Origin of the sequence: Pseudonocardia sp. (genome assembly GCF_025465255.1) — a bacterium.
GTDB lineage: Bacteria > Actinomycetota > Actinomycetes > Mycobacteriales > Pseudonocardiaceae > Pseudonocardia.
Genome location: NZ_JAODNI010000082.1, coordinates 1 through 6,165, shown reverse-complemented (window position 1 = coordinate 6,165; position 6,165 = coordinate 1). Strand labels below are relative to the sequence as shown.

The window sequence follows — 6,165 nt, the reverse complement described above, 5'->3', positions numbered from 1 at the left end:
CGGGCTCGCCCACGTGCACCCAGCGGTGCGCGCAGGTCTCGAAGCGGGCGGCGTCCCACGAGGTGTTGGTGTGGGTGGGGCGGTGCACGTGCCCGAACTGGATCTCCGACGCGGCGCGGTCGGCGTGGACGTCGAGGGGGAACGCGAGCTTGAGCAGCTTCTGCCGGTCGTGCCAGTCGACGGTGAACGCGATGTCGATCGACCCGTCGTGCAGCGTCACGACTTGGGTGATCGTCGAAGGGCCGGTGCTGCGGACGATCCGTACGGCGTCCCGGTCGACGGTGACCTTGCCGTCGAGGAGGTCGCGGCCGGTGCGCTCATAGTGCTCGTCGACGTCCCACGCGTCCCAGCGGGTGGGGGTGTCGCGGAAGAGCTGCAGCAGGTTGGCGGGGGACCCGGGCGGGAGCACCTCGCGGTCGGCGACGAGGTCGTGGACGGAGGTGAACAGTCCGCGATCGTCGATCGTGAGCCGGACGCGGTCGTCGGCGAGGACGAACCCGTCGGGGGTCTCGGCGACGGCGGCGCCGGGTGCGGCCGCGGCCGGTGCGCCGCCCAGCGCCGGTACGCCGTCGCGGGTGTAGGGCCCGGCGTTGAACGTGAGCGGCCGGTCCCCGTGGCCCGCGAGTGCGGCGGCGGCGTTCCCGATGACGCCCTCCAGCTCGTCCGCGACGCGGGCGTACTCGCGCTCGGCCTGTCGGTGCACCCATGCGATGGAGGTGCCCGGGAGGATGTCGTGGAACTGCTGCAGCAGCACCGTCCGCCAGCAGGACTCCAGCGCGTCGTACGGGTACTCCGCCCCCGTCCGGACGGCCGCGGTCGTCGCCCAGAGCTCGGCCTCGCGCAGCAAGTGCTCGCTGCGCCGGTTGCCGCGCTTCGTCCGGGCCTGCGAGGTGTAGGTACCGCGGTGGAACTCCAGGTACAGCTCGCCCGACCACACGGGCGGCTGCGGGTACTCGGCCTCAGCGGCCGCGAAGAACGCCGACGGGCTGCTCAGCCGCACGGTCGGGGAGCCCTCCAGGTCGCGGGTGCGGGCGGCCGCGGCGAGCATCTCGCGGGTCGGCCCGCCGCCGCCGTCGCCCCAGCCGAACGGCACGAGCGAGGTGTTGGCGCGCCCCTTCTCCGCGTACTGCCGCTGGGCGCGCGCGAGCTCCTCGCCCAGCAGTTCGGAGTTGTAGGTGTCCACCGGCGGGAAGTGCGTGAAGATCCGCGTGCCGTCGATGCCCTCCCAGGCGAACGTGTGGTGCGGGAAGGTGTTCGTCTCGTTCCAGGAGATCTTCTGGGTGAGGAACCAGCGCCGCCCGGCCGCCGCGGCGATCTGGGGGAGCGCGGCGGAGTAGCCGAAGGAGTCGGGCAGCCATACCCCGTCGCTCTCGACGCCCAGCTCGTCGGCGAAGAAGCGCGCGCCGGCCACCATCTGCCGGGCCATCGCCTCGCCGCCGGGCATGTTCGTGTCGGACTCGACCCACATGCCCCCGACCGGAACGAACCGGCCTTCGGCGGCGCGTGCCTTGACCCGGGAGAACAGCTCCGGCTGGTGCTCCTGCAGCCACGCGTACTGCTGCGCCGACGATGCCGCGAACACGAAGTCCTCGTCGGTGTCCATGAGCGCGAGCACGTTGGAGAACGTGCGCGCCACCTTGCGGACGGTCTCGCGCACCGGCCACAGCCACGCCGAGTCGATGTGGGCATGGCCGACGGCGTGCACGCGGTGGGCGCTGGCGTGGGCCGGGCTCGCGAGGACACCGGCCACCTCGGCACGACCGGCCTCCGCGGTGCCCGACACGTCGTCGGGGTCGACGACGTTCACCGCCCGCTCCATCGCCCGCAGCACCTCGGCGCGGCGAGGGATGTCGACCGGCAGCGAGTTGACCAGCCCGGTCAGCGTCCAGAAGTCCTGCCACAGCTCCCACACCGGGACATCGAGCAGGGCGGCGTGCATCTGGACGAGCCGGTAGATCGGCTGATCACCGGCGGTGGCGAGGTCGCCGAGCGGGGTGGGCGCGAACGTCCACGCGCCGGCGACCTCGGGGTTCGCCGCGGCTTCGACGTAGAGGTCCACCGCCGAGCCGGCGGCACCGAGCGGGACGTGACGGCGGCGCGGCTCGATCGCGCTGATGATCGCCCCGTCGGGGCGGTAGGCGGTGGCCTCGGCCTGGAAGCCGGGCTGGGAACCACTGAAACCCAGGTCGACGGCGAGCTCCGGGCGCGTCGTCGGGGCCGTCCAGTCGGCGGGGACCGTGCCGGTGACGTGGAACCAGACGGTGCCCCACGGCCGTCCCCACGGCGCCCCGATCGCGAACGGCGTGAACTCCTGACGCACAGCGTCGGCGAAGGGCACCGGCTCGCCCGGAGCGACCCACGCCGTGACGTCGAAGGGGAGGTGGTCGCGGTGGAACGCCGGGACCAGCCGCTCGCGGGTGAACCGCAGGATCCGGCCGAGGACGAGCTGGGAGTCGTGGTGCACGGGCCCATCCTGTCGCTCTGGGCGGGCCGTGCGCGGAAAGGTCTATCTGAGCGCGGGCAGGGGCCTGCGGAACAGCCACGCGTCGACGCAACGGCGCCACATCGCGCACGAGACCGCGCGGCCGCAGGCGTTCTGTCGTTCGCGGTGTTCACGTTCGTGCTGGAGAAACCGCTGCGGGGCGGTGTGGGCGGTCTGGCGGGTTCCCGCGCGGTAGGGTCGCGCGGTGGTGGGCGAGGCCGGCCGGGCAGGGAGTTGCTGGTCGCCGATAGGCCGTTACAACCGCGACTCGTCCGGCTGTACCAGGCCGTGCAGCCGGTACCCGACGACCTCGGCGGCGAGAACCGCAGCGTTCTCGCCGAGCGGGAGGATCGTGTACCCGATGGATCCGGGAGACGCCCACGCTTCGTGCAGGGCCTCCGCGAAGGCGCGGTCCTCGCCGTCCTCCAGCGCCAGGTCCATCGTGTGCCCGCTGCGGACGAAGACTTCGATGCGGCACGTCATCGGACGAGCGTAGGACTCGGCGCGCGATTCCGGGGCCGCCCGATGACCGGCGCCCCCGACTTCCGCTGTGTGACCTGCCTGGATGCTCCAAATCGCGCCTTAGTCCTGTGTTTCGCCTCGTTCGTCGCGCTACAGGGCGCAGAATGTTCGCGCCGAGGGACCCGGCTGCGGCGGGTTCCGGCGAGTTGCGGCTGGTCGTTGTCAAGGAGCGTGTGGAGCACCGACTCGGCCCTGCCGACAATGTGGCTGAACGCGCCACCGGGCGATGCCACTTCTGAATCTCGCCCGCGGGTCCGGCGTCGTCGGCAAAGCCGGCCCACCGTCCCGTCGCGGAGAGCTCATAGCCGCCGGGCTCGAGGAAGAGGTTGGTGGCGGTGCAGGACCGGTCCGCGGGGACGGTGACCGTGGCAGCGCCGCCTGTGGCCAGGGTGGTGCTCGGGGGTAGCCGGTGCGGCGCTGCCGCTCGTACGCCGAGGTGGAGACCTCAGAAGTCGGTCGTGTGGCATCGACGCGGGGGGTTGCCCGGGGCCGGGGCTGGAATGGGATCTCGAGGACGGCGCCTTCAGACCGGTGTCGAGTCCGTGTGCGAGGCCTTCCGGAGACGGCGCGAAGCCCTCGACGGCGCCGAGGGCAAGGGGCAGACCGACCGCCGCCGCGCCCTCGTCGACCATCCATTACTGGTAGTAGAGGATGCACCAGCACAAGGTGTCTCCTGTGGTGCAGCCGGCCTCGGGTAAGGACCTGACCACAGCTGAGGTGGTGAAGGGCACTCCACCCCATTTCGACCACAGGTCGGTGGCCATCCCCACCACGTTCACGTTGCCGGCCGGCTGGTCTGTGCCGACATAGCTGTGGAAGCTGGTGTTGTAGTCGCGTCGGCCGTTGAAGTACCACCCGCTGTCGAACCAGTCCTCCGTGCCGGTTGCGACGATCTGCGGGGTCGGCTCTCCGTCGACGGCGACAGAGAAATTGCGCTCCAACCAGGACAGGTTGGTGGCGCCGACTCCCCCGACGTAGGAGTGGTAGGCGATCGACCCCGGGCCGCCGGTGATCTGCGCGAGGGTGGTGGTCGCGGAGGCGGTCCGGGTGACCTTCTGGTCGACGTAGCGGACGCCTTTGTAGCGCAGTCGCTGACCGTTCGCCTCATCCGTTGCGGTGAGGCTGTAGGCGACCATGGAGTAGATGTTTGCGGTCTGCCCGGCGTTGATGTTGAAGTAGGCGATCCTGATCGACGTGCCGAACGGCATCGGGAAGGTCAACAAGAAGGCCGTGAGGTAGTTCCCGCTGTTGATCTCCACATGCACGTGCTCACACGAGTGACTGGTGTTGGCGCTGCCGGCTCCCCAGTGCGTGGCGAGCAGTGTGCCCATGTCGATGTCGATCGAGGCGCTCGGTGAGCCGTCGTAGTACACCCGTAGCCGGGCGTCCAGCGCTGGAGCGTTGCCACCACCGAGCGCCATCCAGATGGAGAGGACCGCCCCGGGACCGTTCCTGTCGCATAGCGTGCGCTCGGTATTCGGCGGCACCGAGACGTTTTCCACCTTCTCGAGGTGGAGCTTTTCCTGGCGGAGTGAGGCCAGCGGGTTCACCATCGCTCAACTCTCCCTTGTCCGGACCAGGTCTGGGCAAGCCCACCGTCGGCCGACGAACGGTCCCCATGAGTGGTCCGAGAGTACTGATCGGCGCGTGCGGCGAGAACGCCACTGGTCTCAGGCGAGCTGAATCTTTGCCAGTTCCGCGCACGCCAAATCCAGGCACTTGGACACCGACTACCGCCGCTGCCGCGCCTACTTGCACAGTTCTGGGATCAAGGTGCGCATCGCGCGACGTGGGATCGAGGACAAGTCCAAGCTCGGCCGGGTCCGCTGGGTCGTCGAGCGCACCATTTACTGGCTGCTGCGGTTCAAGCGGCTCGGACTGCGCTACGACCGCACCGAACGCACAACGCTCCCGCTGCTCACCCTCGCCTGCGCCGTCATCAACATCCGCCGACTGATCAAGACCGAGTTCTGAGACCAGGTCGAAACAAGAATGGCAGGCGGTATGAGCCGCCCGGAACGCGAGCAGCGCCCGGTCGGGCCCGCTCGGAAGTAGGTGGTGGTGGCCGGCCCCGGTGGCTTCGGCGGCGGCCACGGCCGGGCCCTTGGTGGGTCCGGCCGGGTGTTCGAGGATCAGACGGTGATGTCGCGGTAGGCGGGCGGGGTGCCGGCAGCGGTCGTTCCCGCTGTGATGGGGGAGGGCTTGAGGCCCTTGAGGACCAGCCAGAGGCCGAGCGACAGCTCCCACGCGGCAATCGGGATGGTCGCGAGCCCCGACCACACGGACACCTGGGCGTAGACGCCGAAGAACGTTGCGGTTACGGAAGCGAGGAGCAGGGGGGCCCCGATCAGGCCCAGCGCGGGAATGATGCGTGGCACGAGTCGGGACCGGTACATCAGGTAGCCCAGCAGCAGTGCGTTCACCCCCGGGATGAGGCCTTGTCCGAGCAGGAACGTCCCGTCATGGATCGCGACGAGCGCCTTGCCGGTGGTGACCAGCGAGGCTGCATCTGCGCCGGCCGGGTCCTGCCGCAGGGTCACGACCGACAGGAGGCTCACGACGCCGACGAAGATGATGGCGGCTTCGAGGACACGAGCGGCGACGAAGCCGAGCGCGACGCCCTCGTTCTGCCGTTTGACCACCGGGAACAGTGCGACTGCGGTGCCGATACCGGCGAGGGCGACGATGACTTCGAGGAGGCCGCCCCAGAGCACGCCGGTGTCCGGGCCGGGCCCGACGACGTAGTCCGCACTGTGCACCGCGCCGTAGAGGGCGAGTGTCGGGATGGAGATGAAGGTGACCAGGTAGAACCCGCCCGCGACGAGCGCGGTCTTCCTCGGTGAGTTCATCGGGACTCGCCTCGTCTCTGTGGTTCGGTCGGTGTCAGAACCGGGTCGTAGAGGAGGCGCCCACCGATCGCGGTGACCTCCATGTTCAGGAAGAACATGCGCGCGGCTATCGCGATCCTTCGTGTCGAGCTCATGTCGGCTCCTTGGTCAAGGCGTCGGCGGCCGGTCAGGCGCGCGGTGACAGTTCTGGGTCCCCGGTCGGGGCCGGGAAGGTGAATCCCTTGGCGAGGAGCCAGATCGGCAGGATCAGTTCGAAGAGGCCGCCCGGGACCAGGGCGAGGAGCCCGACGCCCTGGGTCACGTCGACGATGC

At 70.0% G+C, this 6,165-nt stretch carries 5 protein-coding genes and 1 pseudogene; 1 reads left to right on the top strand and 5 read right to left on the bottom strand.

Going from position 1 to position 6,165, the window contains the following annotated elements:
* The 3 genes from JWP64_RS08785 to JWP64_RS08775 all read right to left on the bottom strand — a co-directional run.
* Positions 1-2,464, bottom strand: a 2,464-nt coding sequence (locus JWP64_RS08785; RefSeq protein ID WP_297494350.1) for a glycoside hydrolase family 38 C-terminal domain-containing protein, incomplete at its 3' end; no start/stop codon positions are given.
* Between the two features lie 273 nt (positions 2,465-2,737).
* On the bottom strand, positions 2,738-2,965 hold the full coding sequence (locus JWP64_RS08780) for a hypothetical protein (protein ID WP_297494347.1): 228 nt from the start codon (positions 2,963-2,965) through the stop codon (positions 2,738-2,740).
* Between the two features lie 674 nt (positions 2,966-3,639).
* On the bottom strand, positions 3,640-4,557 hold the full coding sequence (locus JWP64_RS08775) for a DUF2961 domain-containing protein (protein WP_297494344.1): 918 nt from the start codon (positions 4,555-4,557) through the stop codon (positions 3,640-3,642).
* 211 nt (positions 4,558-4,768) lie between these two features.
* On the opposite strand from JWP64_RS08775, the pseudogene JWP64_RS08770 reads away from it, so the two are divergent.
* Positions 4,769-4,978: pseudogene (locus JWP64_RS08770) on the top strand (transposase); the annotation flags it as partial.
* A gap of 158 nt (positions 4,979-5,136) precedes the next feature.
* Here the strand turns inward: JWP64_RS08770 and JWP64_RS08765 are convergent.
* Both JWP64_RS08765 and JWP64_RS08760 read right to left on the bottom strand, forming a co-directional pair.
* Positions 5,137-5,853 carry a DUF4386 domain-containing protein gene (locus tag JWP64_RS08765; protein WP_297494342.1) on the bottom strand — a complete coding sequence of 239 codons (717 nt, stop codon included), beginning with the start codon at positions 5,851-5,853 and terminating at the stop codon, positions 5,137-5,139.
* The gene (locus tag JWP64_RS08760; RefSeq protein WP_297494339.1) at positions 5,850-5,987 is read right to left on the bottom strand and encodes a hypothetical protein; all 138 of its coding nucleotides are present in this window, start codon (positions 5,985-5,987) and stop codon (positions 5,850-5,852) included. Before JWP64_RS08760 ends, JWP64_RS08765 begins: the two co-directional genes overlap by 4 nt.
* Between the last annotated feature and the right edge of the window lie 178 nt (positions 5,988-6,165).

What these genes read in the sequence shown, in the direction of transcription:
- JWP64_RS08765 (WP_297494342.1), bottom strand. Translation starts at nt 5,853, where the DNA reads ATGAACTCACCGAGGAAGACCGCGCTCGTCGCGGGCGGGTTCTACCTG.
- JWP64_RS08760 (WP_297494339.1), bottom strand. Translation starts at nt 5,987, where the DNA reads ATGAGCTCGACACGAAGGATCGCGATAGCCGCGCGCATGTTCTTCCTG.
- JWP64_RS08780 (WP_297494347.1), bottom strand. Translation starts at nt 2,965, where the DNA reads ATGACGTGCCGCATCGAAGTCTTCGTCCGCAGCGGGCACACGATGGAC.
- JWP64_RS08775 (WP_297494344.1), bottom strand. Translation starts at nt 4,557, where the DNA reads ATGGTGAACCCGCTGGCCTCACTCCGCCAGGAAAAGCTCCACCTCGAG.